Genomic DNA, 25986 nt, shown 5'->3' with positions numbered 1-25986 from the left:
CGCTCTCGTGCGCGTCACGCCAAGGCCTCTTGCCGATGCAACTTTTCGGTTAAGTTCGATGCCATGAACATCCTGATTCTCGGTGCGACAGGCTTTATCGGTTCGGCGGCAGCATCCCGCCTACTGGCTGACGGGCATAGTGTTACTGGCCTCGGACGCAACCCATCTCGCGCTCGTCTGAAATTGCCGGATATCAGATGGATTGAGGCCGATCTGTCAGAAATGCTGCGCGCGGAAGATTGGCGCGCGGTCATTGAAGGTCATGACGCCGTCGTCAATTGCGCGGGCGCTCTGCAGGACGGCCTTGCCGACGATCTGGCGGCGACACAACACAAGGCGATGCTGGCGCTGTACGCCGCCGCACAGCAAACGCGCCCTCTCATCGTCCAGATTTCCGCACGGACGAACGGCGCCGCCGGCGACCTGCCGTTCCTGGCAACGAAACATCAGGCTGACAAAGCGCTCGCCTCAAGCGGCCTGCCTCATGTCATCCTGCGCCCGGCCCTCGTCCTCGGCCGCAACGCCCATGGGGGTTCGGCCCTGCTGCGCGCCCTCGCCGCCCTGCCCTTCAGCATCCCGCTAGTTCATGCAGCTAGTCCGGTTGCAACAGTAGCACTTGACGACGTCGCGGCGGCGGTAAGTAGCGCTGTGGCGGGACATCTCCCATCTGGCACTGACGCGGATCTTGCATCGACCGAGCAATTGACGCTCGCCCAACTCGTTACCCTCCACCGGCAATGGCTGGGTTTGCCGCACGCAGATGTGGTATCCCTGCCTGCCGTCGCTGCCGCACCGGCCACCTGGGTCGCAGACGCTGCCGGTCGCCTTGGATGGCGGTCGCCCTTGCGCTCCACGGCCATGACCGTCATGGCGGAAGGCATCCAGCCAAGCGCCGACAGAGACCCCGGTATTGCTACAGCGTCGGCGCGGGACATCTTGCGCATGAACCCGGCCGGCGTGCAGGATCTTTGGTTTGCCAGGCTCTATCTCCTGAAGCCGCCGATAATCGGTACTCTGTCGATATTCTGGCTGCTGTCGGGTTTTTTGCCCTTGCTTGATATTGGGCGTGCCGCCACGCATTTCCTGCCGCTGCTGCAGGCCGGCCCTGCCGTGTCGCTGGCCGTCCTCACCTGCCTGATCGATATGCTGCTCGGCGCGGCTGTCCTTGTCCGGCCACTCGCCCGCAGAGCTATGCACGGCATGATGTTGGTCTCGCTGACCTATCTTGCCGGTGCCACCATCGTCGAACCTTCCTTGTGGCTCGATCCGCTTGGCCTTTTGGTCAAAGTCCTGCCGTCGCTGGTGCTGACGCTGGCCGCCCTCGCTATTTTGGATGAAAGATGATGCTCGAACAGTTGCTGCTGCTGGCACATGTGATCGGCGCGACTGTCCTGTTCGGTACGGGCGCCGGCATCGCTTTCTTCATGGTGCTCGCACACGGGACGCGGGATCCCAGGCTGATCGCTCATGTCGCGGGAACCGTCGTCATCGCCGATACGCTGTTTACGGCGACAGCCGCACTTCTCCAGCCGGTGACAGGTTATCTGCTGGCGCGACTGATCGGCTGGGAGCTGACAGAGGGCTGGATCACCCTCTCATTGCTACTCTACGTTTTTACCGGCCTTTTCTGGCTGCCGGTCGTCGGTATTCAGATCCGTATGCGAAATCTCGCCCGCGCTGCCGCTGTGGCGCGCGCGGAGTTGCCCGCAACCTATTTCCGGCTTTATCGCATCTGGTTTGCCTTTGGATTTCCGGCATTCTTCGCAGTTATCGGCATCCTGTGGCTGATGCTCAACAAACCGGCGATCACACTATTTTAGCATCGGCCAGAGGCTGAGCACCAACAACACGGCCATGGTAATGTTGAACCATTTGAGCCTCACAGGATCCGACAGCCAATCGCGCAGCGCCGAGCCGAACCCTGCCCAGGTCGACACGCTCGGCACGTTGACCAGCGCGAAGGCGAAGCCGACAATCAGGACACTCGCAAGATAGATATCCGGGATGGTATAGGTTGCCATCGCGGTTACGGCCATGACCCATGCCTTCGGATTGACCCATTGGAAGGCTGCCGCCGACAGGAACGACATCGGCTTCACGCCGCTTTTGCCTTCGCTAAGTGTACGCGATGTCGCGATCTTCCAGGCGATCCAGGCAAGATAAGCGCCGCCAGCAAACTTCAGCGTCGTATAGAGCGCCGGCACCGTGTGCAGCAGCGCTCCAAGTCCAAATCCTACGCCGATCAACAGCGAGAAGAACCCTGCTCCGATACCCAGCATATGCGGAACGGTGCGGCGGAAGCCGAAGTTCACGCCGGATGCGAAGAGCATCATGTTGTTGGGGCCTGGCGTTATCGATGTCGTAAAGGCAAACAGAACAAGTGCCAGAAATGTATCCAGCGGCATGAGACCTCCCAGAGGCCCGCGATTGCTTGGGCGGGCTCGATTGATTTAGGTCAATATAGCTGACCCAAATTCGCCGTTCCACGCAATCATTGTCATGGTGACAGGATTGGTTGAAAGATTGCGGAGCCGTCCAATCTTTTTCGAAAGCGGAAATGACATCATGCGAGACGACGCCATCCCAACCATCCAACTTCCGAACGGTGCAGAGGTTCCAGCCCTCGGTCAGGGCACCTGGAACATGGGTGAGAATCCCACCGAGGCGAGGCGGGAAATAGCAAGCCTGCGCGCTGGCCTCGATCTTGGCATGACGCTCATCGATACCGCGGAAATGTATGCCGAAGGTGGCGCGGAGAAGATTGTCGGCGAAGCGATCCAAGGGCGACGGGACGAGGTCTTTCTCGTCAGCAAGGTCTATCCCTGGAACGCCAGCCGAAAGGGAACGATCGAAGCCTGTGAACGCAGCCTATCGCGCCTCGGCACCGACCGCATTGACCTCTACCTGCTGCACTGGCGCGGCGATCATCGCCTCGCGGACACCGTCGAGGCGTTCGAAGCGTTAAAGACATCCGGCAAGATCGGCGCCTGGGGCGTCTCCAACTTCGATATGAATGACATGGAGGAATTGCGGACCGTTCCCGCGGGGCGCAATGTCGCCGCCAACCAGGTTCTCTACAACCTGTCGCGCCGCGGCGTTGAATACGAAATGCTGCCTTGGTGTCAGGAGCGTCAGATCCCGCTCATGGCCTATTCGCCGATCGAACAGGGACGCATCCTGCATCACCCGGAACTGATCCGCATCGCCAAGGTTTATCAGGCAACGCCGGCGCAGGTGGCGCTTGCCTTCCTGCTGGAGCGTGACGGCGTGATCGTTATCCCGAAGACGTCGAGCGCTGCCCGCGCCGCCGAAAACCGAGACGCCGTCTCGCTCGACATTACCGACGAGGATTGGGCCGTGCTGGATGCCGCCTTCCCGCCTCCGGCAAGAAAAAGACCGCTGGAGATGCTCTGATCCCAGCGGTCTTGGACGTCACTGCACGGTGCCTTACATGCCCTGCTGGCCGCGGTTCATCGCGGCAATGCCGGTGCGGCAGACCTCGATCAGGCCGAGCGGCTTCATGATCGAGACGAACTGATCGATCTTCGAGGACTTACCGGTGATTTCCAGGATGAAGTGATCGACGGTCGCGTCGACGACCTTCGCATGGAAGGCATCCGCAAGACGGAGCGTTTCGGCGCGGGTCTCACCCGTGCCGACGACCTTGACGAGCGCCACTTCGCGCTCGATCGGCCGTTCCTGACCGAGTTCGCGGGCGCGCACCGTCAGATCGACTACCCGATGAACAGGCACGATGCGCTCGAGCTGCGCCTTGATCTGTTCAAGCACGTGCGGCGTGCCGCGCGTCACGACGGTAATTCGCGACAGATGCGCCTGATGCTCGGTTTCGGAGACAGTCAGGCTCTCGATGTTGTAGCCGCGGCCTGAGAACAGGCCGATGACACGGGCAAGGACGCCCGGCTCATTGTCGACGAGGACGGAAAGCGTATGGCTTTCGGCGGCCGCCGTCTCAGGCGAGATGAAGTAGGCAGAGCCCGTCGGCTGAAGGTGTGCATTCATGATCGTGGGTTTCCTCTACCTTGATATCAAACGAGCTGGCGGCCTTTGGCGTCGATCGCATTGGCGACCGCCTCGTCCGTGGCTTCATCCGGCAGCAGCATCTCGTTGTGAGCCTTGCCCGAGGGGATCATCGGGAAGCAGTTGGCGAGATTGGCGACGCGGCAATCGAAAATGACAGGCTTCTTCACGTCGATCATTTCCTGGATCGCACCGTCCAGATCTTCCGGCTTGTCGCAACGCAGGCCAACGGCACCGTAGGCTTCGGCGAGTTTGACGAAGTCAGGCATCGCTTCCGTATAGGAATTCGACAGGCGGTTGCCGTGCAGCAGCTGCTGCCACTGACGAACCATGCCCATGTACTGGTTGTTCATGATGAAGATCTTGATCGGCGCCTCATACTGGATGGCCGTTGACATTTCCTGGATGCACATCTGGATCGAGGCGTCGCCAGCAATGTCGATGACGAGGCTTTCCGGATGCGCGATCTGAACGCCGAGCGCTGCCGGCAGGCCGTAGCCCATGGTGCCGAGGCCGCCCGAGGTCATCCAGCGGTTCGGCTTCTCGAAGCCGTAGAACTGTGCCGCCCACATTTGGTGCTGGCCGACTTCGGTCGTGATGTAGGTGTCGCGATCCTTGGTCAGCGCATAGAGGCGTTCCAGCGCGTATTGCGGCATGATGACATCATTGCTCTTGGTATAGGCGAAGGAGTTGCGCGCGCGCCAACGGGTGATATCGGCCCACCAATCGGCGATCTGGCTCTTCTCCGGCTTCTTCGGCAGCGCCCGCCACAGGCGGACCATATCTTCCAGAACGCTTCCGACGTCGCCGCGAATGCCGAGATCGACGCGAACGTTCTTGTTGATCGAGGACGGGTCGATGTCGATGTGGATCTTCTTCGAGTTCGGCGAGAAGGCATTGATGCGGCCGGTGATACGGTCGTCGAAGCGCGCGCCGATGCAGACCATGACGTCGCAGTCATGCATCGCCATGTTCGCCTCGTAGGAGCCGTGCATGCCGAGCATCTTCAGCCAGTTCTTGCCGGAAGCCGGATAAGCGCCGAGGCCCATCAGCGTCGAGGTGATCGGGAAATCCGTCAGCTCGACAAGCTCGCGCAGCAGCTTGGTGGCCTCGGGGCCGGAATTGACAACACCGCCACCGCTGTAAATGACCGGACGTTTTGCGCTCGCCATCAGCTCAACGGCCGCGTGGATCTGGTTAAGATCGCCCTGGACCTTGGGCTGATAGCTCTTCTGGATCGCATGGGCTGCCGGCGGCGTGTAGGTGCCGGTCGCAAACTGCACGTCCTTCGGAATGTCGACGACAACCGGGCCCGGACGGCCGGACTGGGCGATGCGGAAGGCTTCATGGATGATCGCAGCGAGATTGTTGACGTCCTTGACCAGCCAGTTGTGTTTGGTGCAAGGGCGGGTGATGCCGACGGTATCGCACTCCTGGAAGGCATCCGAGCCGATCAGTGAGGTCGGAACCTGGCCGGTGAGGCAGACGAGCGGGATGGAATCCATCAACGCGTCCTGCAGCGGCGTGACGGCATTCGTCGCACCCGGACCCGAGGTAACGAGCATGACACCGACCTTGCCGGTGGAGCGGGCATAGCCTTCAGCCGCATGGCCGGCACCCTGCTCGTGGCGGACGAGAATGTGCTTGATATCGTCCTGCTGGAAGATCTCGTCGTAGATCGGCAGCACTGCGCCACCCGGATAGCCGAAGATATGCTCGACGCCGTTGTCCCTCAGTGCCTGGAGGACGATCTCCGCGCCCGTCATCCGATTGCCTGCTGCCTGATTGTCCGTGCCCGTCATGTTTGTTTTCCATTTTGACTGCTGGGATTTGAGTTTTGTGGTCCGGAAGCCCGAATTTCGGACATAAAAAAAGGCCCCTGAGGGAGCCTGTCATCTAGCGCATGGGTGGCTATCGCCGGATGGTTACACCACCCTGCCCATGCGCCTTCCCACCACGATAAGAGCTACTGCGATTTTCATGGGGCGAAGTGATAGACAGAAAATTTCGCATCGTCAACGCATGCCGCAATAAAAAATCGAGCAGCGTCGTACCGCCCGAACGTGTGCGTGAACGGCCCACCTTTGGCAAAAACACTTTCTTAAACGTTCGCTCATATCCTCTTTTGCTACCGCAGGGAGTAGCCCTTTGCTGAACAAGGACTTGCACACCTCAAGCAAGGCAGGCGAGCATGACCGCCGCGATGACCAGACCCCGGGCAACCGGTTTCTCGGTCGCGTTGTTGCGTGTAGCGGGTCTCGCGCCACCATCGCCGCAGTCGCCGAAGCTGGCGGCACAGAGTTGGCCGAACTGTGGTCGGTCGGCAGGTTGATTTCGATCAGCGTTGGTCGAAACCGCGTGGTCGCCCTCGTCTACTCCATGAACACCGGCGGTCACGGCTGGGGTGAAGGAGAGGACAACTACTTTCAGATCGAAACCGAACTGCTCGGCGAGGTCCGCGTCGACGAGGATGGGCGCGAGCAGTTCTCGACCGGCATCTCCCGCTATCCCTATCTCGGCGCCATCGCCCATCGCATTCGCGCAAGCGACCTGATGCGGATCTATGATGCCGGCACCGGAACGACGGCCGTCATCGGCAAGCTCACGCAGGACGAGAGCATCGACGCTGCAATCCACATCCCCTCCATGCTGTCGAAACACTTCGCCATCGTGGGCTCGACCGGCGTCGGCAAGTCGACCGCCGTCTCACTACTCTTGCAGAAGGCAATCGAAGCCGATCCAAAGCTGCGTGTCCTGATCCTCGACCCACATAACGAGTTCGCCGCCGCCTTCCCGAAGCACTCCGTAGTCATCGACACCGATACGCTCGATCTGCCTTTCTGGCTGATGAAGCTGGAGGAGTTCGCCGAGGTCGTTTTTCGTGGTCGCGCGCCTATTCCAGAAGAAGTCGATGTTCTGCGAGACCTGTTGCCGGAGGCAAAGCGTGCCTTCCGCGGCAGCGACAACTCGCTCGTCCGTCGTACGACGGAGAAAAGTTCGATCACGGCCGATACGCCGGTTCCGTATCGCATGGCGGACCTGCTCGCCTTGATCGACGAGCGCATCGGTCGGCTCGAGGGCCGTGGCGAAAAGCCTCTCCTCAGATCGCTGAAGATGCGTATCATCGCCGCCATCAACGATCCTCGCTACCACTTCATGTTCTCCAGCAACACGATCAGCGACACGATCATGGAGACGGTGGCCGAAATCTTCCGTATTCCTGGCGATAGCCGACCGATCTGCACCTTCCAGCTGTCCGGCATCCCGTCCGAGGTCGTGAACTCCGTTGCCTCGGTTCTCTGCCGCATGGCTTTTGAAATCGCATTGTGGAGTGACGGCGCCATCCACATGCTTGTGGTCTGCGAAGAAGCGCACCGCTACATTCCGTCGGACCCAAATCTCGGCTTTTTCCCGACCCGGCAGGCTATCGCCCGCATCGCCAAGGAAGGCCGCAAATACGGCGTGTCGCTGGGGATTATCACCCAGCGCCCCGGCGAACTCGATCAAACGATCCTGTCGCAGTGCTCGACGCTCTTTGCCATGCGCCTAGCCAATGATCGCGACCAGGAGATCATTCGCTCGGCGATTCCCAATTCGTCGATCTCGACGACCAGTTTCATTTCCTCGATCGGCAACGGCGAGGCGATTGCCTTCGGTGAAGCGATCAGCGTTCCGATGCGAATGCGCTTCTCGCGCGTCGAGGAGCGCTACTTGCCCAAGGCCAATGGCGCCAATGTGAAAGTCAGCGAAGAGGATCCTGATAACGTCGACCTGCGCAAGATCGTGACGCGCATGCGTGCCGTCAGCGGTCCCGATATTTCGGCGTTCCAGCAAAGCTATTCCGCCGCGATGCCGCCCAGCGGTCCTTATGAGGACGAAGACGACTATGACGACGTCGACGGGCCGGTAGCACCATCTTCCTACCCGTCGGCACCAATGGCTGCCCGCATGCCGGCAACACCGCCACTTGCCCCGATCGAACCCTATCGCCGCGATATGCTGCCGGGGGCAGGCTCGCAGCGTGAGCCTCTAGCCGCCACACCGCGTTCAAACGCCGCGGTGCCGGAAACGTCCATCGACAGTCGCCTCGAGGCTCTAAAACGCGAAATCCGCGGAGAATCGTCACCGGGACAAGGCGACAAGCCAACTGTCGCAGGGAGCATTCGTCGCGAACCCGGCATGTCCCTCCGTGACAGCATACTGAAAAAGCCCCTTAGCAGCCTGAACGATAAGGACTAACGCCGCTCGCGGCTTTACGGCAAGCGCTCCCAGCTCTCATCCATCTGGTTGCGAAACCAGGTCATCTGCCGCTTGGCATATTGCCGCGTCGTCGCCGCACCCCGCTCCAGCACTTCGTCGCGGGTCAGCTCACCGTTCAGCATCGCCGCAATCTGCGCCACGCCAATCGCCTTCATCACAGGCATGTCGGGCGACAGCGAAAGGGCGAGCAGCGCTTTCACCTCATCCTCTGCCCCCTGCTCCAGCATCTTTTCGAACCGGCCGTTGATCCGCTGGTGAAGCACGCTTCGCTCCGGCTGCACGACGATCTTGCGCGCCGTCGATGGGTCTACGATCAGAGGCCCCGCTTGCGCCTGAAAATCGACGATCGAGCGGCCAGTCGCCTCGAGAACCTCCAGCGCCCTTACGATCCGCTGTCCATCCTGCGGACGAAGACTACCAGCGACTGCGGGATCGCGCTCTTGCAGCTGTCGATAAAGTTCGTCAGGCCCTTCTTCCTGCAGGCGTGAACGGAGGCCGTTGCGCACATCCTCCGGTATCACGGGCATGTCCGAAAGCCCGCCGGTCAACGCCTTGAAATAAAGGCCGGTTCCGCCAACAAAAATCGGCTTTCGTCCCTCGGCACGAAGACGCTCCAGCAGATCCGTAACATCACGCAGCCAAGCGCCCGTCGAATAGGCGCGGCTCGCCGGAACATGGCCGTAGAGGTAATGCGGCACGCCCTGCATATCGGCTTCCGAGGGCCGCGCGGTCAACACGCGCAACGTGTCGTAGACCTGCATGCTGTCGGCATTGACGACGACGCCACCGTGCTCTTTCGCCAATTCGACGGCAAGCGCGGACTTGCCGCTGGCGGTCGGCCCGGTTATCAGGATCGCGTTCACTGCGCTCAGAAGGTTTTCCATCATGGCCCTCGTTGCCACGCTTGTTGCCAATCCGTCAAATCCTGTTCTCACGCCCCTGGTTGCCGAGCAGGCGGCAGACGCAGTGAATGCTTCCGGCCTCTACTGGCTTGCCGATGGAATCGCCTGCGATATCGTGCTGAGGGACGGGACGGACGTGGAGGCCGCTCGAGCCAGCATTCTCGCCGTCATCGACAGTGCTGCTATCGACCTCGTCGTCCAGGATGCCGAAACGCGCCGCAAGAGACTTCTGATCGCCGATATGGACTCCACGATGATCGGCCAGGAATGTATCGACGAGCTCGCCGCCGAAGTGGGACTGAAGGAGAAGGTCGCCGCGATCACTGCTCGCGCCATGAACGGCGAGATCGCCTTCGAGCCGGCCCTTCGCGAGCGCGTCGCGCTGTTGAAGGGATTGCCGATCGGTATCGTGGACGAAGTCATTGCCAGACGCATCACACTAACCCCGGGCGGCCCCGAACTGATCGCCACCATGAAATCGAAGGGACATTATACGGCGCTTGTCTCTGGCGGCTTCACTGTCTTCACCGGTCCCATCGCAAAGACGCTCGGCTTCGACGAAAACCGGGCGAACGTCCTTCTGGAAGAGAACGGCCTCCTCTCCGGCCTCGTCTCTGAACCTATCCTCGGCAAACAAGCCAAGGTCGATGCGCTGAACGATATTTCAGAAAAGCTCGGCATTTCGCCAGACGACGCCATCGCAGTTGGCGACGGCGCAAACGATCTCGGGATGCTTCAACTTGCCGGATCCGGTGTCGCGTTGCACGCCAAGCCGACCGTTGCCGCGCAAGCGAAAATACAGATCAACCACGGCGATCTCACCGCCCTGCTTTATATCCAGGGCTACCGCAAAACCGATTTCGTAACGCCATGACAGTGATCTTAACGACGGACCGCCTGCTTTTGCGCAATTGGACCGAAATGGACCGGCCGCTTTTCCACGAGATCAATTCCGATCCTGAAGTGATGGAATTCTTCGCCTTTCGTCGCGATCGCACTGAAGCAGATTCGTTGCTGGACAGTATTCGCGATGCCATTGCGACTTCAAGGCTTGGCTTCTACGCCATAGCCCTGAAGGAAACCGATGAGCCGATCGGCTTTTGCGGTCTCTGGAAACCCGAACTGGAACCGTTCCTTCCGGCGGACACGATCGAGGTCGGCTGGCGTCTTGCGAAGCGGCATTGGGGCAAGGGATATGCAACGGAAGCGGGAGCGGAGGCACTTCGCCATGGCTTCACCCAGTTCGATCCTCCCGAGATCGTCTCTTTCGCAGTGGCGGACAATCATCGTTCCACCGCCGTCATGCGCCGACTGGGCCTGCATCACGAACCGGATCGTGATTTCGACCATCCCCGCGTTCCCGACACGCATCCGCATCTCAAACGCCACGTTCTCTATACGATCAGCCGTCAGCAATGGGAGCGTAGAATCGGCTGACGCCGACTGCCGACGCACGTCAGGCACATGGAAAATGTGGTCCGTTTGCCTCCGTCGCCGACACAGGCTTCGAACGATGAAGCGTTTCGAAGATTCACGAAGGGATGAACAAGCCCTCGTCTCGCTATTCCATCGGCACTGCGACGAAGCGCAAGTCGCCATTCGCCGACGCGATCATCATCTGCGCATTGCGCCGGCCTTCCTGCTTCAGCGACTGCACCTTAGCAGCAACCGCTTCAGGCGAACGCATGAATTCCTGCGCCACCTCAACGATCACGTCGCCAGGCTTCAGGCCCTTTTCCGCCGCCAGTGAGCCCGGCGCAACCTCGGCGACGAGCACGCCATCTACGCTTTCAGCGATACCGAAGGTTTTGCGGGTCTCCGCGCTTAGTTCCGACAGCGACAGGCCGAGCACGTTCTTCGGATTCGTTGCATCGGGTGTCGCCTGATCCGTCTTGCCCTTGCCATCAGGCATAGGCTGGCTCTGCTGATCACCGGGCTCATCCATGTCCTGGTTTTCATCAGGATCCGGATTGATGACCCCGCCCTTGTTGTTGGAGTCGGCATCGTTCGAGGCAGCCTGATCGCTGTCTTCGAGACGGCCGAGAGTCACCTTCACGGTCTGCTCCTTGCCATCGCGAAGAACGACGACGTCGACTTCCTTGCCCACCGGGCTTTCCGCCACAACGCGCGGCAGATCACGCATCTCGTTGACGGGCTTGCCGTCGAATTTCAGGATGACATCGCCCGCCTTGATCGAGCCATCATCGACCGGACCGCCCTTGATGACGCCTGCCACCAGCGCACCTTTGGCGCTCGTAAGACCGAGGCTGTCGGCGACATCGTCTGTAACCGGCTGGATGCGCACGCCGAGCCAGCCACGCCGCGTTTCGCCAAACTCGCGCAACTGCTCGACGACGCCGGCCGCCAACTCAGACGGCACCGAAAAACCAATACCGATCGATCCGCCGCTCGGCGAAATGATCGCCGTGTTGATGCCGATGACCTCGCCCTTCATGTTGAAGAGCGGGCCGCCGGAATTGCCCTTGTTGATGGCCGCATCCGTCTGGATGAAGTTGTCGTAGGGGCCGGCGTTGATGTTGCGTCCGCGTCCCGAAATGATGCCGACAGTCACGGACCCGCCGAAGCCGAACGGATTGCCGATCGCCATAACCCAATCGCCGATGCGCATCACGCTGGAATCGCCAAATTTCACGGCCGTCAGCGGTGTCTTCGGCTCAACCTTCAGGACGGAAAGATCGGTCTTCGTATCGGTTCCGATCAGCTTCGCCTTCAGCTTGGTGCCGTCGGCGAAATTGACTTCGATATCGTCTGCGCCTTCGATAACGTGGTTGTTGGTGACGATGTAACCTTGCGGATCGATGACGAAGCCCGACCCCAACGAGTTGACGTTGTGGTTGCCGCCCTTGTTACCCTTCTGCTTGTTGAAAAAGTCGTTGAAGAACTCCTGGAAAGGCGAGCCGTCGGGCGCGCGCGGCGCCGGACCAACGCCCTCATCGTCCTTGACATTTTGCGACGTCGAAATGTTTACAACGGCATTGAGGAGCCCTTCTGCAAGATCGGCAACAGATGCCGGCCCGTTCATCGGCGGCGTGCCCTGTGCGTGGACTGCGCCTGTGAATCCAATATTAGCCAGAAGTGCAGCGCCGGCCAGGAGAGCGAGCGATCGTCTGAAGGTCGGGCGGTTCGTCGGGGCCATCAAGCATCCTCATTTCAAATAAAACGCACTCTGAACACCAGCATAAGGCGGAATGATGGAGGGTGAAATCACCTTTTCGCGAAATCCCGCGCAATATGTCCGCCACGCTCGCGAACATCATGTCGCAAGCAAAAAGGGCCGGCAAAGCTGCCGGCCCTTCGTATTTCTGTACGTCCCGATGCGTCGATCAGTTCGTCGGCGCGGTCGGCATCGCCGGCGCCGGTGCGTTTCGTGGCGCGCCGTTTGCGTCGTTGAAGAAGCGGAAGAACTGCGAATTTGGCGAGATCACCAGTGTCGTGTCCTGCGAAGTCAGAGCCGTCGAGTAAGCTGCCATTGAGCGATAAAACTCGAAGAATGCCGGATCCTTGCCAAAGGCATCCGCAAACAACCGGTTCCGCTCGGCGTCGCCTTGACCGCGCAGGATTTCGGAATCGCGTTGCGCCTCGGCGGTGATCTCGACCACCTGCCTGTCTGCGATAGCTCGGCGGCGCTGGCCCTCTTCCGTACCCTGTGCGCGCAGGAGTTCAGCTTCGGCAAGACGCTCGGCGCGCATACGGTCATAGGTCTTCGGCGCAACCTCACGCGTCAGATCCGTCCGACGGATGCGGACGTCTTGGATGTTGAGGCCGAGGTCTTCGGCATCGCGATGCAGATCGTCGCGAACCTCAAGCATCATTGCCACACGCTCTTCCGACAGTGCAGCATCGAAGTCGCGCAGACCGTAAACACGGCGAAGCGAAGAATCGAGCTGCGTGCGAAGGCGCGCTTCCGCTGCCTCGCGATCGCCCGAGACCGTTTCTCGGAACTTGCGCACGTCCCTGATGTCATAGACCACGAAGGCATCGACATCGAAGGTCGCGCCACCCCGAACCTGGACACGAATGTTGTCGAGGTCGAAGCGAAGCGCCTGCCTTTCGACGATCTGAACGCGGTCGGCATCCATGAAGGCAAACGGCAGCTTGAAGTAGATGCCCGGCTCAGTCTTCACCGACTGGATCTGGCCGAAGCGGACAACAATTGCCTGTTCACGCGCGTTCACCACGAAGACCGAGGAGTAGAGCGCGATCAAGATGACGGCGAGGATGCCGAGGATGACAGGAAGCCTGTTTGATGTCATGGCTCAACCTCCCTGCTGTGCCGGCTTGCCGATCTCATTGAGCGGCAGATAGGGCACAACCCCCTGCTTCTCGTCGATCACGACTTTCTTGGAATTCTTCAGAACCTGCTCCATCGTTTCCAGGAAGAGGCGCGTACGGGTTACGTCAGGCGCTTTCGCGTATTGTTCGTTGATGAAGGAGAAGCGCTGGGCCTCACCTTCGGCCTCCTTGACGACACGATTCTTGTAAGCCGCTGCCGCTTCGCGGATCTGGGCGGCGTCACCGCGCGCCTGACCAAGCTTCTGGTTGGCGTATTGATTGGCCTCTTCGACCAGTCGCTGCTTGTCCTGGTCGGCACGCTGCACCTCTTCGAAGGCATCGGCAACTTCGCGCGGCGGTGCCACGTCCTGGATCGTCACGGCGCCGATGGAGATACCGGCCCTGTAGCGGTCCATGGTCCCCTGGACGATGTTGGCGACTTCTGTCTCGATCGGCTGACGATTGTCACGGAATGCGTCCTGGGCCGGACGGCGACCGACGACTTCGCGCATGGCGCTTTCGGCGACCTGCTGCAGTGTCTCAGCCGGATTCTCGACGTTGAAAAGATATGCCTTCGGATCGCTGACCGTGAAGAAGACGGAGAACTGGACGTTCAGGATGTTCTGGTCACCGGACAGCATCAGGCCGCTCGGCGAGGAGGAGGACGTCGATGCCGAACCGATGTTCTGCTGCTGCATCGTCACCTTTACGATTTCTACGGTCTCCATCGGCCACAAATGGAAATGCAGGCCGGGTGTGGAAATCTCTTCCTTCGGATTACCGAAACGCAATTCGACGCCGCGCTCGTCCGGCTGGACGATGTAGATGCACTGGAAGAGCCAGAACACTACCAAAATCGCCGCCACAATGACGAGTACGCCGCCGTTGAACCCGCCCGGTACAATGTTGCGAAGCTGATCTTGGCCACGTCGGATAATGTCTTCCAGATCGGGCGGGCCGCCCTTGCCGCCGCCGCCACCGCGCGGGCGATTGGGCCCTTGCCCCCATGGTCCCTGATTGTTACCGCCGCCGCCGCCCCAAGGGCCGCCGCCGCCATTCTGATTGCTCCAGGGCATCAAAACCTCGTTATTCGTTAAACTCCCGATCGCCCAACCCACGGGGGCGGCGGATACTAGCGATCGTGACCGTTATAGGTATCGCCGCATCTGCTTTCAACGCAACATGAGGAACTTGACGATATTTATTGGAAAATAGTTGGTTTTCTGCGGCTAGCGCCGGTCATAGATAACGAATTTCGTGGGATAGCTATCCTTGTCGCCCGCCGGCACGCCGATCGTCTCCGTCGCCCTCCACAGCGACGGGTCAATCACGGGAAACAATGTGTCGCCGTCAACAGAGGTTTCGACGTGTGTAACGTACAGTCGATCAGCTAGATCGACTGCCTGCGCATAAATCTGCCCACCACCGATAATGCAGATTTCGTCCTCGCCTTTCTGGCGCGCAATTTCCTCGGCAAGACTGACGGCTTCGGCCAGCGAACCGGCCATGTGCACATCGGGTTGATCTATCGCCCCGGCCTGCCTGGAGATAACGATATTTGCTCGGCCCGGTAGTGGCTTACCTATGGACTCATAGGTTTTCCGGCCCATGATGACAGGCTTGCCCAGCGTTAGAGCTTTGAACCGCTTGAGATCGGTCGAGAGCCGCCATGGCATGTCGCCATCCCGCCCGATGATACCGTTGTCGGAAACGGCAACCACAATGGTCTTGCGAACTTCAGACATCAAACTCTCCGATCAGACAGCGATCGGCGCCTTGATGCTGGCATCGGCCTCATAGCCGATCAGCTCGAAATCATCGAACGTGAAGCCGAAGATGTCCGTGACGTTGGGATTGATGCGCATGAAAGGCAGCGGCTTCGGCGTACGGGTAAGCTGCAGCTTCGCCTGCTCGAAATGATTATGATAGAGGTGCGCATCACCCAGCGTATGCACGAAATCCCCGAGCTTCAGGCTCGTCACCTGCGCCACCATCATGGTCAGCAGTGCGTAGGATGCAATGTTGAAGGGCACACCGAGGAAGATGTCCGCAGAACGCTGGTAGAGCTGGCAGGAAAGCTTGCCGTCCGCAACGTAGAACTGGAACAGGCAATGGCACGGCGGCAGCGCCATGTCATCCACCTCGGCGGGATTCCACGCCGAAACGATATGCCGGCGTGAATTCGGATTCTTGACGATGCCGGCGACGAGGTTGGCGATTTGATCGATGTGGCCACCATCGGGAGCCGGCCAGGAGCGCCATTGAGCGCCGTAGACCGGCCCGAGGTCGCCGTTTTCATCGGCCCATTCGTCCCAGATCGAGACGCCATTGTCCTTGAGGTAGCCGATATTGGTGTCGCCGCGCAAAAACCAGAGAAGTTCGTGGATGATGGACCGCAGATGCAGCTTCTTGGTGGTCAGAACCGGAAAGCCTTCCTGCAGGTCGAACCGCATCTGATAGCCGAATACGGAACGTGTGCCCGTGCCCGTGCGGTCCCCGCGATCGGTTCCGTGTTCCATCGCATGCTTCAGGAGATCGAGATACTGCTTCATCGTCCGCCGCCGATTCTGTTCCTCACCCTATTTAGGCGCTTTGAGCATCAAAACCAATCGCCGCGCTGTCATTATCCCGGCAAATCTCCGCCCCTACCTGCCAGGATGCAACCCGCGACGCGGAGCACTTTCAGGTTATCGTCAGCTTGACATGTCTTCCTGAATTCGGCGCGGGGGCGCTCCACGGGGAATCATCATCATTAGGATGCTGGCGACAATGTCGCCGACCACCCTTGGGGCCAGCCGCAAGTTTTGGGGGAAATGATGGCCGAGAGCCCAGTACGATTGCAGCTGCGAGCAGAGCTGCGCGACGAAGTATTCGCCCAGCAGGATCAGCCCATCGGCGACTTCACATTCAATGCGAAGGTCGCCGATGTTTTTGACGACATGGTCAGCCGATCCGTGCCGTATTACGAAGAAATGCAGCGGATGGTCTGCGAGCTAGCGCAGGACTACGCCAAACCGAAGACCAATCTCTACGACATTGGCTGTTCGACGGCGACCACGTTGCTCACCCTCGACCGAGTGATCGATCCGACCGTCAATTTCATCGGCGTCGACAATGCCCCTGATATGCTGGAAAAAGCCGCACAGAAAATCCAGCATGCAGACACGCAGCGACCGATGGACCTGAAAGTCGTCGATCTTCACCAGGGTCTCTACATGGAGAACGCCAGCGTCGTCACCATGCTGCTGACGCTGCAGTTCATTCGCCCGCTGTTTCGCGAGCGCGTGATGAGGATGATCTTCTCCGGCCTGAACGATCAGGGTTGCCTGCTGCTTGTCGAGAAGTTGACCAGCGAGGATACCGCCTTCAACCGCCTGTTTATCCAGCACTATTACGACTTCAAGCGACGAAACGGCTATTCTGAAATCGAGATATCGCAGAAGCGCGAAGCACTCGAAAATGTGCTCATCCCCTATCGACTTGAAGAGAACATGCAGCTTCTGAAGGAAGTCGGTTTTCGCAGCGTCGAGGTCTTTTTCCGCTGGTACAATTTCTGCGGCATCGTAGCCGTCAAGTAAGGCTGGACGCCAACATGAAAGCAACCATGATCCACAGCGGGAACTTCTTCTTCAAGTACCGCAATCAGGTGTTTCCGATCATAATCGTCGCCTTGTTCCTGATGTCACCGCCACCAGCGGAAATTGGCGGAAGCGTTGCGGCCGAGCGTGTCAAGGACGTGATCGCGCTTCTGATCGTGTTTTGCGGCCTGGCCCTGCGGGCAACAGTGATCGGCTGCGCCTCTATCCGGCGGGGCAAGTTTGGAGATGCATATCGGGCCTACTGCGCGGACGTCCCTCGCTGGATGCTTCATTTCAGCAATTTTGCGCAGGCGACCCACGGGATGGCATTCAACGTGAAGCGAGTAATCGCGCAAAGACTATTCGACTGTTTCTGCCGCGCTGCTGGCTGTTCTTCTGATCGAGATCTACCGGGTTGCAGGCGCAGCCAATGCGTTGCCCCTCCCCTACATCTGTCTTCTTGGCTTCTTTATTGCCGTCGTCGGAGCCGCGACCGGAATGGTCAGTCTGCTTAAGAAGCGTGGTGTTTTCGATGATCCGAAGGCCATCTCCTAGGGCCGCTAGCAATCTTCTTGCTTTCCTGCCTGACTACGACACGGTTTTGTGACGACGCCTCTTCCCATACGAAACGGAAAACACTATATCAGCCGTGCCGGTCTTCGGGCCGGCTATGGCGATAAATGAGCGGTGTAATAAACCTATTGGACCCGGGGGCGGTACCCGGCGCCTCCACCAAAAACCGGCGGGCTGCCAAATAGATGGCCGGCTTTTGATGGGGGCGAAACAGGATCGACAAGGGTGTAAAGATCGTCTTTTTGCTCGGCATTGTACCGCCGTTATCGGGCTAAAATTGTAGTTGCAAACGACAACTATGCGGAAGCTCGTCTCGCTGCTTAATCGCGGTGTGACACTTCAAATAAAGCCCTAGTGGTTCGCACCTCTAGGCGGGGTCCGAAGGCACCTGGCAACAGAAGCCTTCACCTTCTCCCTTGCGCGCAAATCATGTATGGTTTGGTCAAGCATGAATCGGCTCAGGCCTTTTCCAGGGCGTCTTGGCATGCCATACAGCCTTGGGAAACGAGTCCGAACCAAAGAAAGACAGGAAAGCATGGGGCAGGATCACATCCGTTACGACATTCTGGCACAAGACGCACTGCGTGGCGTCATCCGCAAGGTTTTGTCTGAAGTTGCCGCGACGGGCCGCCTGCCGGGCGAGCATCATTTCTTCATCACCTTTCTCACGGGCGCGCCAGGTGTTCGCATCTCGCAGCACCTGAAGGCGAAGTATCCGGAGCAGATGACCATCGTTATTCAGCACCAGTTCTGGGAGTTGAAGGTCACTGAGACGACCTTCGAGATCGGCCTTTCCTTCTCGGATGTTCCAGAAAAACTGTTCATTCCGTTCAACGCCATCCGGGGCTTCTACGATCCCTCCGTCAACTTCGAGCTGGAATTCGACGTACCTCTCGCTGACAGCGACGAGCTTCCGGACGCCGAAATCACGGCTTATCCGGTCTCGGCCGAGAAGGCCGAGGAAGCGCCCGCCGGCAAGGCGGATGGCGAGGAAAAGAAGCCTGGTTCGGTCGTCTCGCTCGACGCTTTCCGAAAGAAGCAGTAAAACGAAGGGAAGCAATTGCTTCCCTTTTTCAATTCCGATCGAGGCCAGCCGTGACCGCCGAAGTCGTCAATCTCCGTCAGTTCAAGAAGAAACAGGCCCGCGCCGAGAAAGAGAAACAGGCGGAGCAAAACCGCATCTCCTTCGGCCGCACCAAGGCCGAAAAGCAGCTCACGAACGCGCTCAACGAGAAGGCCGAACGCTCTCATCAACAAGGCCGGATCGAGAAATCCGAAGACGACAAATGAGCGTCCAGAGAAACGAAAAATATTCCGAAATCAATCGACTGGATAGCGTTCCGGAATCATATCCTCAGCAGCTTGAATCGAATTCTGAAGCCTTGCGATGATCCGCAAGCACTCGGCTACTCTGCACGGACACCGCACCAGCCTCTCTCTGGAAGACGAATTCTGGACTGAGCTGAACACAATCGCCCAGACGCGCACCATTCCGCTCGCAGTCCTGATTTCCGAAATAGACGATCAGCGGCAACCCGAAAGCAACCTCTCTTCAGCACTCCGTGTCTACGTCCTTCATTGGCTGAAATCAAAGCGCGACGGCTAGATCATCTCCCTGGTTTCGGCAGGCCGGGCCCGAATGTACGGATTGTCGCATCGTAAGGGAAGCTCGGTTGACCCACGCCCTTCGACACCACATTCTTTGCCAGAACGCCCTCCTGGCCGAACGCAATGCTCACCACAGGGTACTCCCGCAATACAACTACTGCGGTATCTGCACACCGGGCAGTCCCGGTACCGTTCCAAAATTGAGCGAGTTCTCAGGGGGGACGGCAAGCTGCTCTTGAGCACGTCGCGCGGCATCCGCGGCCGCCTTCTCATGCGCCGCCCTGGCGCGCGCTTCCGCCTCGGCTTTCGCCTTGGTTTCTGCCTCAGCCTGCGCCTGCGCTTCCGCTGCTTTCCTCTCACGCTCGGCCTGAGCGGCCAAATCCCTCAGCCGCTGCTCTTCAGCCTGTCGCTGTACCTCAAAGGCGGCAGCCTTCTGGCGCTCTGCGTCATTGAACTTGTAGAGAGCGACTTCGCGGCGCAGTCGCTGCTTTTCCAGGACGTTCGACTGCAACCGCTCGACGCGTCGGCGTTCACGCTCGAAGGCGCGCAGCGACAGGAAACCGGTGATATCGGTGACGTCCATCGTACGGCCAGGCGACGCAAGCAGCCCCGAAAAGTCGAGGCGTATCGCAGGCTCCGCGCCGGGAAGCACCTCGTTGCCCGGATTCAGCGCGATATTGAGCGACGCGTTGATGCGCTCCTGCGGCAGGTCGATCTGGCCGTTGCCAACAACCGTTGCCTGATCGGTCGTCACGGCGATGTTCTGAAAGCGCAGAACCCCATCCGTCACGTTGAACGGAATAGCGGTCGGCGGCAGCTTCGCCTCGCCGTTGTTGAGCAATGTCTCGACGATCGGATGGACTTTGCCGGCGTTCAACTGATCCTGCATCGGATCGGTCGCAGCCAGTAACGGCGCCAGCATGCCGAGATTGAGCCCACGCACGCTGATATCGCCGAGCCGAAGTTCGCCGGATCCATTCAGCGAGCCGGCTATATCCTTCATCGACTTCCCGGAGGCTTCCAGAGAGAGTGCCAGCCCGAACTTGCCATTTGCGACGGGAGCTCCATCGCGCGGCCACACAACCCCGGCGAGGTCCGCGTCCGCCAGAGCCAGCTTTGTCTGGAAGAAGCCTGTACCATCGGCATTGGTAAACAGCAGACTGCCGTTCAGGCTGCCGGCATCCCACCCGCCCTTGATGTCGTTCAGTTGCAGTTCGTCGCCCTTGTAGGCCACAATAGAGGTGAAATCCGAAATCGGTCCCGACCAGCCAGGCCAGAATTGCTTGGCGGAAAGCTTGAGATTGACGTCCATGTCCTTGAAGACTGGCAGGCCCAGCGCTGCGGCCGACAGGTCGCCCGTCGCTGCATCCGTCATTGGGCCGTAGACCGCTTCCCCGAGCCAAGCGGCATCAGCCTTGGATAGCGCCAATTCGCCCGTCGCCGTTGTCTTCTCCGCTTTGCGGTCGACGGTCAGCGCACCCTTGAATTCGTTGTCAGCGGCATGTCCCGCGATATTCGCAAAAGCAATCTTGTCGCCGTCAATGGTCGCGTTCGTCGTCAGCTTGAACGGCAAGCCCGTACCCATCTGCGGCATGGCGATGCCGTTCATCACAAGATAGGGATCAAGGTCCGCACTCTCCAGTGATACCGCAAGCTGACCGTTCATGAAGGCTTGCGGGCGGACATCCACCTTACCGCCAGCAGTAAACGAGGTACGGTCAGTGGCAAACGTCAGCTGCGCGTCGGCGGGATCCGTGCCCTCAGCCTGTACCTTCAGGGTCAGACGACCGTTGGCGTCCGCATCGACTGGCAAGGGATCAAGGCCGGCCTGCCCGAACAAGATCGAAGTGGTGCTGTTTTCAAGCGTCGCCTCGAGGCTCGTGGTGCCCTTGCCCGTCAGCGCCAGAAGATCCGACATGCGGTAGTCGAGATTGACACGGCTACCATTGCTCACCCCGGCCAGCGTCAGGGTCAGGCCGTCGCCCTCGTCTCCTCCAAGCGTCAAGGCGCCGCGCAGCGCAGTATTGGTGTACCAGGCAGCATTGCGCACGAGCCTATCCATAACCGGATGCTGTGGCAGATGCTGTTTGAGCATGGTGAAGAATGAGCCCGGATCGGCCGATTTGAAGGTGATTTCGCCAGAGCCCTTGTAGTCGAGCAGCGATCCCTCGGCGCGACCGGTCGCGGTCACCTCCGCACCTGCCAGATTCTTGACGGAAAGCTTCTCGACGGCGAGAGCCCCATCAGCAATTGCGAAGCTTGTCTCGACATCGGCCGCTTCGACGCCAAAGGCACTAAACTTGTCGGCCTTGAGCCGCGCGTTGATTTTGTGATCAAGCACGTTGTCACCGGCATCCTGACCCGTGAACAATCCGGTCAGCGCACGCAGCGCATCCAGATCGAGCGCGTCGCCGGCGAGCGCCACGTCCAGCGTCGGCGCCTGGTTGGCCAGCACCTGGCGGTCGAGCGTGCCCTTGAGCGTCGCCTGCCCCACGGCAATTTCCAGGTTGTTGAACGTCTGCCGGTCGTGCGTAAGATTGACGTCGGCGGAAAAACCCGCCTGTCGCAGTTGCCGGATCGCAGGATCGACGGAGCCGGCAAGCCAGGCCGCAAGGCCTGTGGGCTGATTGGAGGCGACCGTGATCTGCCCAACGAAGGATGCCTGCCCCTGCAGATTGAGCTTGCCTTGACCCTCCACCTGCGTACGACCGGGGAGCGTGCCGACCACGTTGTCGATCGTCCAGCCCTTGCCAGCGGGTTCGACATCGAGCTGAATGTCGCGGATTGTCGTGTCCCCGGCAACGATCGCCGGCAATCGAACACTCGCCTTTCCTGGCACCTGCGGCACGGGCACTTGCGAAATAATTTGGATCATCGCGTTCAGTCGCTGCCGGGCCGAAAGGCCGGGATCACGGTTGGTCTTGCCGTTCGCCCCCTGATTGCCGATACGATTGACGTCAATCTGCTGGCCATTCGCAATCAGCAGGAATTGCGGCTTGCTTCCCGTATCAAGCGTCGCCTCTCCGGTCACGACGTAGGGATCGTCCGTAGGTCCGACCTCCAGACGATATTCCGGTATCCGAATGCTTTCGTTGGTAAGTTCGAACTTCCCTTTCAGTCGCGGAGGGACATCAGCCTTGTCGGTTTTCTTGCCATTCCGGTTCTCGATCGATGCGGAGACCGTTCCTTGATAGTTCGGTCTGCGGTCGACGAGCTTCAGCTCACCGTCAAGATCAACCGTGATCGGCTGCCTGTCGGGCTGCAGGCGCGTGCGCATCCGCAAGATTCCGTTCTCGTCAGGCTGATTGCTGGCGATGGTGAAGCTGCCATGCTCGCCGTCGAGTGCGGCATCGCCTTCGATCCGCCACGGACCGGCAAGCGACTTGGCCGACATTTCAGCATTGAGACCCGCGATGTGCCGCGACCGCCCCGACTGATCGTCGATGAACTGGACATCACCGCCGCTGACATGAACGTTCTCGAGAACGACTGTCCTGGCTGGGATTTCAGGCTGGCTTCCGCGCGTCCAGTCGAGCGTGCCGTCCTTCAGAAGTCTCAGCTTAACCTTCGGGTTGACCACGCGCATGTCGAAGATCAACGCTTCGCCCGAGAGGAATGGCGCAAGTTCGGCGTCCATGGAAAACTGCTCGATCTGCACAATCGGCGACCCGTCAAGCTCCTGCCCAACGCGCACGTCATGCAGTGTCACGGAGGGAAACGGCAGCAGGCGCGCATCCACCGCACCATGCACGACGACCTTCTTGCCGATGATCCGGCTCGCCTGGTCCTCGAAATTCTTTCGGAAATCGGTCCAGTCGATAAACAGCGGCGCCAGCAGCGCCACGAATAGCGCCACGACAACCACTCCGCCCAAAAAGACGAGGAACCGGCCTACCAACTCAACAAATCTCCATTCGGGAACCCATCGCGGACACTAGAGCATGATACCGAAAGCTGTGAAGCAGCTTTCGGGCAACATCATGCTCTATTTACTTGATTTGGAGATGAATTCGCCTCATCGCCAAATCATTCCCTGCAGCACCGATCCCGGCTGATAGTCAGGCGCGACGGAATGTCCGTCTTCAGGCACGATGGAATATCTTGCCGGGGTTGAAGATATCGTCCGGATCGAGGGCCGCCTTGACTTGCCGCATCAGGTCGACCGTGCCGCCGAGCTCCTCCTCGAGGAATGCCATCTTGCCCTGGCCGATGCCGTGCTCGCCGGTGCAAGTGCCATCCATTGCCAGAGCGCGAGCGTTAAGCCGACCGACAAAGGCTTCGGCGACAGCAATGCCCTCCTCCGTCTTGTCGTCGAACAACAAAAGCACATGGAAGTTGCCATCACCGGCATGACCGACGATCATCGCAAGCAGACCATGCTCCTCGATGTCGGCCTGCGTCTCGCCGATGCAATCGGCAAGACGCGAAATCGGCACGCAGACATCCGTCGAGAGCGCGGCCATTTCAGGCGCCAGCGCCCGCGAGGCCCAGTAGGCATCGTGCCGCGCTTTCCACAGTTTGCTGCGTTCCTCGGCGTTGACTGTCCACGAGAACGCGCCGCCTCCGCATTCAGAAGCGATCTCGGCAAACTGCTCCGACTGCAACGCAACTGTCTCATCCGTGCCGTGAAATTCCAGGAAGAGCGTCGGCTTTTCCTCATAGCTCAGCTTCGAGTAGGCGTTGCAGGCGCGGATTTGCAGGGCATCGAGAAGTTCGATGCGGGCAACGGGAATGCCCATCTGGATGGTCATGATCACCGCATCGCAGGCAGCCCGGACGGTCGGAAAGGCGCAGACGCCACCGCCGATCTTCTGCGGGATGCCCTGCAGCCGCAGCGTCACGGAGGTCAGGATGCCAAGCGTGCCTTCCGCCCCGACGAAAAGCCGGGTCATGTCGTAGCCGGCGGACGACTTGCGGGCGCGCCGTGCGGTGCGGATTTCTTCTCCGTTTGCAGTCACCGCCGTAACGGCAAGCACATTGTCCTTCATCGTGCCGTAGCGCACGGCGTTCGTTCCCGACGCGCGCGTCGAGGTCATGCCGCCGATCGAGGCATTTGCGCCCGGATCGATCGGGAAGAACAGACCGGTATCGCGAAGATAAGTGTTGAGCTCCTCGCGCGTCACACCCGGCTCGACGGTGCAGTCTAGATCCTCGGCATTGACTTCAAGAATCCGGTTCATCCGGCTGAAATCGATTGATATCCCGCCATTGGGCGCATTGACCTGCCCTTCCAGCGAAGAGCCCGTGCCGAAGCCAATGACCGGCACCTTGTGTTCGGCGCAGACTTTGACTGCCGCCTTCACATCGTCTGCACTCTCGGCAAAAAGCACGCCGTCGGGCAGCTGCGACGGAATGTAGGTCGTCGTGTGCGCGTGCTGTTCGCGAAAGGCTTGGCCGGTCTGGAAGCGCTCGCCAAAGCTCTGTTTCAGAACGCCGAGAGCAGCCGCAATGCCAACCTCGTTGCGTGTTCCGGTTCTTGCATCTTTGAGCGCCATCTCTTTGATCTCCTTCACCTTCGCTGCCGGGAGGCAGGTTGGTATGAGACAAGAGACGGCGCCTGTCTAGTGCAGGACTAGCGAGAATGGTCCCCTGCCGAGCGCCGTTCAGACCAACGGCGGATTGAGCCGTGCAAAGGCCTCCTGCCTGCGGTACGGAAAGTACGGATAGGGCGCGGTCACTGCACTCGCCTTATCGAGCCTTTCCACCTGCTCCTTCGATAGCGACCAACCGACAGCACCGAGATTCTGTCGCAGCTGCGCCTCGTTCCGCGCGCCGATGATGACACTGGCGACAGTCGGGCGGCCAATCAGCCAGTTGAGCGCGATCTGCGGAACGGTCTTGCCTGTCTCTTCCGAAACTTCGAACAGCGCGTCGACGATGTCGTAAAGCTTCTCGTCATCGACCGGCGGCCCGTATTCCGCCGTCTGGTGCAGACGGCTACCCTCCGGCAGCGGCTGGCCGCGCCGGATCTTACCGGTGAGACGACCCCAGGCAAGCGGACTCCAGACCAGCGCGCCTACGCTCTGGTCGGCGCCAAGCGGCATCAGTTCCCATTCGTAATCACGGCCAGCCAGCGAATAGTAGACCTGATGCGCGACATAGCGCGGATAGCCGTGACGCTCTGCAATCCCGAGCGACTTCATCAGTTGCCATCCCGCGAAATTGGAGACGCCGACATAGCGGATCTTCCCTGCCGTTATCAGCCCGTCCAGCGTTGCAAGCACCTCTTCGATAGGCGTCGAGGCATCGAAGGCATGAAGCTGCAGCAGATCGATATAGTCCGTGCCCAGCCGCCTCAACGCCTCGTCCGTCGAGCGAGTGAGACGCGCGCGCGAGGTTCCCCAATCCGCAGGGCCATCGCCCATCGGCAGGGCGATCTTGGTCGAGATCAGCACGGCATCTCGTCGACCGGCGATCGCCTGGCCAAGGACTTCCTCGGAGGCCCCAGCCGAATAGACATCCGCCGTATCGAAGAGATTGACGCCCGCTTCGAGCGAAATGTCGATCAGGCGCCGGGCTTCGGCGGCGTCCGTATTGCCCCATGCACCGAAGAGCGGACCCGAGCCTCCGAACGTTCCCGCCCCGAAGCTCAAGGCCGGCACCCTGAGGCCTGATGCGCCGAGATTTCTGTATTCCATGGTCAGTCTCCTGTTGTGGACTTCAGAAGAGATAGACACTGAATTTACCATGATATAGATTGCCGGAAGGAAAACCATCCATGAACTGAATTCATC

At 59.7% G+C, this 25986-nt stretch carries 23 protein-coding genes and 1 other RNA gene; 12 read left to right on the top strand and 12 right to left on the bottom strand.

Going from position 1 to position 25986, the window contains the following annotated elements:
* Positions 1-63: 63 nt before the first annotated feature.
* Both FHX09_RS15835 and FHX09_RS15830 read left to right on the top strand, forming a co-directional pair.
* Positions 64-1344, top strand: a complete 1281-nt coding sequence (locus FHX09_RS15835) for an SDR family oxidoreductase (protein ID WP_184450360.1) — start codon at positions 64-66, stop codon at positions 1342-1344.
* Positions 1344-1820, top strand: a complete 477-nt coding sequence (locus FHX09_RS15830) for a DUF2269 domain-containing protein (protein ID WP_183720525.1) — start codon at positions 1344-1346, stop codon at positions 1818-1820. Before FHX09_RS15835 ends, FHX09_RS15830 begins: the two co-directional genes overlap by 1 nt.
* Here FHX09_RS15830 and FHX09_RS15825 read toward each other — a convergent pair.
* The gene (locus FHX09_RS15825; RefSeq protein WP_132590793.1) at positions 1812-2405 is read right to left on the bottom strand and encodes a LysE family translocator; all 594 of its coding nucleotides are present in this window, start codon (positions 2403-2405) and stop codon (positions 1812-1814) included. The two genes, FHX09_RS15830 and FHX09_RS15825, sit on opposite strands and share 9 nt — an antisense overlap.
* 160 nt (positions 2406-2565) lie before the next feature.
* On the opposite strand from FHX09_RS15825, the gene FHX09_RS15820 reads away from it, so the two are divergent.
* Complete coding sequence (locus tag FHX09_RS15820; RefSeq protein ID WP_184450358.1) at positions 2566-3414, top strand: aldo/keto reductase; 849 nt, start codon at positions 2566-2568, stop codon at positions 3412-3414.
* Positions 3415-3447: 33 nt separating this feature from the next.
* Here FHX09_RS15820 and ilvN read toward each other — a convergent pair whose 3' ends face one another.
* Positions 3448-4020 carry an acetolactate synthase small subunit gene (ilvN, locus tag FHX09_RS15815; protein ID WP_007802177.1) on the bottom strand — a complete coding sequence of 191 codons (573 nt, stop codon included), beginning with the start codon at positions 4018-4020 and terminating at the stop codon, positions 3448-3450.
* A gap of 26 nt (positions 4021-4046) precedes the next feature.
* Positions 4047-5840 carry an acetolactate synthase 3 large subunit gene (locus FHX09_RS15810; RefSeq protein ID WP_007802179.1) on the bottom strand — a complete coding sequence of 598 codons (1794 nt, stop codon included), beginning with the start codon at positions 5838-5840 and terminating at the stop codon, positions 4047-4049.
* 346 nt (positions 5841-6186) lie between these two features.
* Here FHX09_RS15810 and FHX09_RS15805 point away from each other — a divergent pair, with 346 nt between their 5' ends.
* Positions 6187-8277: an ATP-binding protein gene (locus FHX09_RS15805; RefSeq protein WP_132590789.1), complete on the top strand. Its 2091-nt coding sequence runs from the start codon at positions 6187-6189 to the stop codon at positions 8275-8277.
* A 14-nt stretch (positions 8278-8291) separates the two neighbouring features.
* Here FHX09_RS15805 and miaA read toward each other — a convergent pair whose 3' ends face one another.
* Positions 8292-9182: a tRNA (adenosine(37)-N6)-dimethylallyltransferase MiaA gene (miaA, locus tag FHX09_RS15800; RefSeq protein ID WP_183720416.1), complete on the bottom strand. Its 891-nt coding sequence runs from the start codon at positions 9180-9182 to the stop codon at positions 8292-8294.
* Between the two features lies 1 nt (position 9183).
* Here miaA and serB point away from each other — a divergent pair, with 1 nt between their 5' ends.
* Positions 9184-10074, top strand: coding sequence for a phosphoserine phosphatase SerB (serB, locus tag FHX09_RS15795; protein ID WP_132590785.1), 891 nt, complete (start codon positions 9184-9186; stop codon positions 10072-10074).
* Positions 10071-10637 (top strand): GNAT family N-acetyltransferase, encoded by a 567-nt coding sequence (locus FHX09_RS15790; RefSeq protein ID WP_132590783.1) that lies wholly within the window; start codon positions 10071-10073, stop codon positions 10635-10637. The genes serB and FHX09_RS15790 overlap by 4 nt, the downstream gene beginning before the upstream one ends.
* Before the next feature lie 124 nt (positions 10638-10761).
* On the opposite strand, the gene FHX09_RS15785 is transcribed toward FHX09_RS15790, so the two are convergent.
* The 5 genes from FHX09_RS15785 to FHX09_RS15765 all read right to left on the bottom strand — a co-directional run bounded on the left by FHX09_RS15785 (position 10762) and on the right by FHX09_RS15765 (position 16045).
* Positions 10762-12357, bottom strand: coding sequence for a DegQ family serine endoprotease (locus FHX09_RS15785; protein WP_007802189.1), 1596 nt, complete (start codon positions 12355-12357; stop codon positions 10762-10764).
* A 187-nt stretch (positions 12358-12544) separates the two neighbouring features.
* Positions 12545-13474, bottom strand: coding sequence for a protease modulator HflC (locus FHX09_RS15780; RefSeq protein WP_007802191.1), 930 nt, complete (start codon positions 13472-13474; stop codon positions 12545-12547).
* Between the two features lie 3 nt (positions 13475-13477).
* Positions 13478-14569, bottom strand: coding sequence for an FtsH protease activity modulator HflK (gene hflK / locus FHX09_RS15775; RefSeq protein WP_007802194.1), 1092 nt, complete (start codon positions 14567-14569; stop codon positions 13478-13480).
* A 153-nt stretch (positions 14570-14722) separates the two neighbouring features.
* Positions 14723-15238, bottom strand: a complete 516-nt coding sequence (locus tag FHX09_RS15770) for a dihydrofolate reductase (RefSeq protein WP_183720419.1) — start codon at positions 15236-15238, stop codon at positions 14723-14725.
* Between the two features lie 12 nt (positions 15239-15250).
* A complete protein-coding gene (locus tag FHX09_RS15765; RefSeq protein ID WP_007802199.1) occupies positions 15251-16045 on the bottom strand; it encodes a thymidylate synthase in 795 nt (264 codons plus the stop codon).
* A 264-nt stretch (positions 16046-16309) separates the two neighbouring features.
* Here FHX09_RS15765 and cmoA point away from each other — a divergent pair, with 264 nt between their 5' ends.
* The 6 genes from cmoA to FHX09_RS15735 all read left to right on the top strand — a co-directional run bounded on the left by cmoA (position 16310) and on the right by FHX09_RS15735 (position 19250).
* Positions 16310-17071: a carboxy-S-adenosyl-L-methionine synthase CmoA gene (gene cmoA / locus FHX09_RS15760; protein ID WP_007802201.1), complete on the top strand. Its 762-nt coding sequence runs from the start codon at positions 16310-16312 to the stop codon at positions 17069-17071.
* 14 nt (positions 17072-17085) lie between these two features.
* Positions 17086-17586: a hypothetical protein gene (locus tag FHX09_RS15755; RefSeq protein ID WP_245505487.1), complete on the top strand. Its 501-nt coding sequence runs from the start codon at positions 17086-17088 to the stop codon at positions 17584-17586.
* Between the two features lie 97 nt (positions 17587-17683).
* Positions 17684-18053, top strand: a transfer-messenger RNA (tmRNA) gene (gene ssrA, locus FHX09_RS15750).
* 126 nt (positions 18054-18179) lie between these two features.
* Positions 18180-18689: an SspB family protein gene (locus FHX09_RS15745; RefSeq protein ID WP_132590779.1), complete on the top strand. Its 510-nt coding sequence runs from the start codon at positions 18180-18182 to the stop codon at positions 18687-18689.
* A gap of 50 nt (positions 18690-18739) precedes the next feature.
* Positions 18740-18934 (top strand): DUF4169 family protein, encoded by a 195-nt coding sequence (locus tag FHX09_RS15740; protein ID WP_007802209.1) that lies wholly within the window; start codon positions 18740-18742, stop codon positions 18932-18934.
* A gap of 97 nt (positions 18935-19031) precedes the next feature.
* Positions 19032-19250 (top strand): ribbon-helix-helix domain-containing protein, encoded by a 219-nt coding sequence (locus FHX09_RS15735; RefSeq protein WP_132590777.1) that lies wholly within the window; start codon positions 19032-19034, stop codon positions 19248-19250.
* Positions 19251-19406: 156 nt separating this feature from the next.
* On the opposite strand, the gene FHX09_RS15730 is transcribed toward FHX09_RS15735, so the two are convergent.
* The 3 genes from FHX09_RS15730 to FHX09_RS15720 form a co-directional block, all read right to left on the bottom strand.
* A complete protein-coding gene (locus tag FHX09_RS15730; RefSeq protein WP_183720421.1) occupies positions 19407-23150 on the bottom strand; it encodes an AsmA-like C-terminal region-containing protein in 3744 nt (1247 codons plus the stop codon).
* A gap of 184 nt (positions 23151-23334) precedes the next feature.
* On the bottom strand, positions 23335-24747 hold the full coding sequence (locus FHX09_RS15725) for an FAD-linked oxidase C-terminal domain-containing protein (RefSeq protein WP_132590773.1): 1413 nt from the start codon (positions 24745-24747) through the stop codon (positions 23335-23337).
* 108 nt (positions 24748-24855) lie between these two features.
* Positions 24856-25890: an aldo/keto reductase gene (locus FHX09_RS15720; protein ID WP_132590771.1), complete on the bottom strand. Its 1035-nt coding sequence runs from the start codon at positions 25888-25890 to the stop codon at positions 24856-24858.
* Positions 25891-25986: the final 96 nt, after the last annotated feature.

Origin of the sequence: Rhizobium sp. BK538 (genome assembly GCF_014197575.1) — a bacterium.
In the GTDB taxonomy this organism is placed as follows: Bacteria; Pseudomonadota; Alphaproteobacteria; order Rhizobiales; family Rhizobiaceae; genus Rhizobium.
The sequence above is the reverse complement of the archived record's forward strand: the minus strand, read 5'-3'. Positions and strand labels throughout refer to the sequence as shown.